At 75.8% G+C, this 2,608-nt stretch carries 2 protein-coding genes; one reads left to right on the top strand and one right to left on the bottom strand.

Annotated features, from left to right (window positions below):
• Window positions 1–70: 70 nt before the first annotated feature.
• Window positions 71–775, bottom strand: a complete 705-nt coding sequence (locus ACFU6K_RS36240; protein ID WP_380670486.1) for a hypothetical protein — start codon at window positions 773–775, stop codon at window positions 71–73.
• A 417-nt stretch (window positions 776–1,192) separates the two neighbouring features.
• Here ACFU6K_RS36240 and ACFU6K_RS36235 point away from each other — a divergent pair, with 417 nt between their 5' ends.
• A complete protein-coding gene (locus ACFU6K_RS36235; RefSeq protein WP_380670484.1) occupies window positions 1,193–2,365 on the top strand; it encodes a protein-L-isoaspartate O-methyltransferase in 1,173 nt (390 codons plus the stop codon).
• Window positions 2,366–2,608: the final 243 nt, after the last annotated feature.

Below are 2,608 nucleotides of genomic sequence, written 5' to 3'. Positions count from 1 at the left end.
TGGTGGGGGTCGGTTCCACGGCTCCCGGTCCGGGTCCCCCACAGGTCGCCGGTTCCGGCTGGACCGTCGGTCAGTCCTTCGCCTCGACCTCGACGGCGGCCCGGATGTCCAGCGTGCGCCGGGCCAGTTCCCCGGGCTCGCTGGCGCCCGTCTCGTCGACGACGACGCCGACGGTGCTGCCGTCCGCCCAGGCGCAGGTGGTCTGGGGCAGGGCCGGGAAGTCGAGCACCGCGCAGTCCATCGCGCCGCCGAGGGGGCCGGCCGGGTAGTCCTGGCGCTCGACCACCACCGGGTCATCCGACGGGGCGCCCGTCGTCTGCGTCTCCGTGCCGAAGTACTTGTCCAGCTCCCGCCGGACGTCCGGGAAGCTGCCGGTCAGCCCGATCACGGTCAGCGTGGATTCGGTCGCCCCGGCGGGGCCGTAGCCGGCCACCGTCAGCTCCCGGTACGGCCGCAGGGCCGTCATCTGCCGCTCGATGTCGGCGCGCAGGGTCAGGATGCTGTCCTCGTCCGGGAGCCGCACCTGGTCGCCGATCCGGTCCGCGAGCACGATCCGGTGCCGCGTCGGGGCGCCGACCCCGGTCACCGCCGCGACGGTCACCGCGGCGAACAGGACGACGACCACGGCCCCCGCGATCACGGCACTGCGGGGCACCCGCCGGTACCAGGGCAGCGGAGCCACCGGCTCCAGGGTGTTCGCCCAGATCGCCCGGAGGCCACTGGGCTCCTCGGTGACCTGGGCACTCTCGGAAGCGGTCGTATCGTCACTCTGCACGGGCCCGGATCCTACGGCAGCGCCCGCAAGACCCGCCGGGGTTTTCCAGGCGCCGCCACAGGTGGCAGCCGCGTCCCCGACCGCACGGGACGGAACACCCGCGGCCGTCGCGGGTGAGGCGGCCATCCGCCGACCGCACGAGAAGTCGGCCCGGCCGACTTCTCACGCGGCCGGGGTGGTCCCCGCATGGTCCGGCGGGACACACACGCGCACGCGCCCCTGGCAGCTCCCGCACGCCTCTACCGCCCGGTGCGGTGCTGCGCCAGATTGGTCGCCGACCGTTGAGTACGACCGAAGGGACGCTGCGATGGGCGAGCACGAGAAGCAGCCGCCGGATCCCGGGCAGGGGACTCCGCCGCCGAACAACAGCGACAGCAAGGTCGACGTTCCGCCGCCGGGCAACGGGAAGCACAAGAAGTGACGGCCGGCGACGACGGGGGCCTGGCCGGGCATCGGGCAGGCCTGCACGCGGAGATGGAGCGGGGCGGGGCGTGGCCGGCCGACTCGCCGTGGCTGCGCCAGGCCTTCGCCGCGCTGCCCCGGGACGGGTTCGCACCGGACCGGTTGTGGCGGTGGGACGGCCGGGCCTACGTACCGCTCGACCGCGCGGTGGATCCGGGCGGCTGGGCGGGTGAACTGTACTCCGGGGCCCACTCCGCAGCCGTCACCCAGCTCACCGGAGGACTCCCGTCGTCGTCGTTGTCCGCGCCCTCCGTGGTGGCGGACATGCTGGACAGCCTCCGCGTGGAACCGGGGCACCGGGTGTGGGACCTCGGCACCGGCCAGGGCTGGACGGCGGCACTGTCCGCCTGGCGGGCCGGGCCCAGGCTGGTGGTCGGCACCGAAGTCGACGAGCACCTGGCCGCGTTCGCCCGCACCCGACTCGCGGCCGCCGGGCTCGACGCCGAGGTGACGGCAGGCGACGGCACCGACGGCGGGGTGCCGGGCGGCGGCCAGGTCGACCGGCTGCACGCCACCTACGCCGTCGAGACCGTGCCCTGGTCCTGGGTGGAGGCGGTACGGCCCGGTGGGCGGATCGTCTACCCCTGGGGCCGGTTGGGGTACGTCGCCCTCACCGTCGCCGCCGACGGCGCCGCCGCACACGGCTGGGTCCACGGCCTGGCCCAGTTCATGGGCGACCGGACCGGTCCGGCCCAGCCGAGCACCGGCCCCGCCGCCCATGCGCAGGTGCGCGGCGGTGCCGAGCCCGAGGTGCACGGGGCACTGGACCGCGACCCGGCCGGCCTGGAGGACTGGCACCTCCGGTTCGCGCTGCGCGTCGCCGTCCCGGACGCCGTGCTGTTCACCGCGCGGGGCGAGGACGGGCCCGCCACCCTGGTCCACGACGGGGACCGCTCGTGGGCCGAGATCCGCCCCCGTACGGACGGCGGGCCGCAGCTCCTCCAGGGCGGGCCGCGCCGCCTCGGCGACGAGGTGCTGGCCGCCTGGACGCAGTGGGAGGTGCTGGGCCGCCCCGACCTGTACGACTACGGCATCACCGTCACCCCCGACTCCCAGTGGGCCTGGCAGGGCGACCCGGACACCGGCCCGAGATGGCCCATCGGCGGCCGGCACCCGGCCGCGCGGTGACCGTGCGACCTCCCGAGGAGCCCCGGCGCTCGCGCCCGGGGCGGCCGCCGCGTCGCGCTGGTCGGGCCGCCCCTTCGGGCAACGGAGCCGCGCTGAACGACGTTCTCCGGCGATTCGGGCCGGACGAGGACTTCGCGGCGGATGTGGCGTCCGCTCGCGCCGAGTTCGCAGAGGCCGCCGAGCTCACCGATGAGGTGGCCATGGCCGCCGTCACCGCCGGTGAACCTCCCTCCACCTGAGGGG

The sequence above is a fragment of the Kitasatospora sp. NPDC057512 genome, from assembly GCF_042802135.1.
Classification (GTDB): Bacteria; Actinomycetota; Actinomycetes; order Streptomycetales; family Streptomycetaceae; genus Kitasatospora.
The sequence above is the reverse complement of the archived record's forward strand: the minus strand, read 5'-3'. Positions and strand labels throughout refer to the sequence as shown.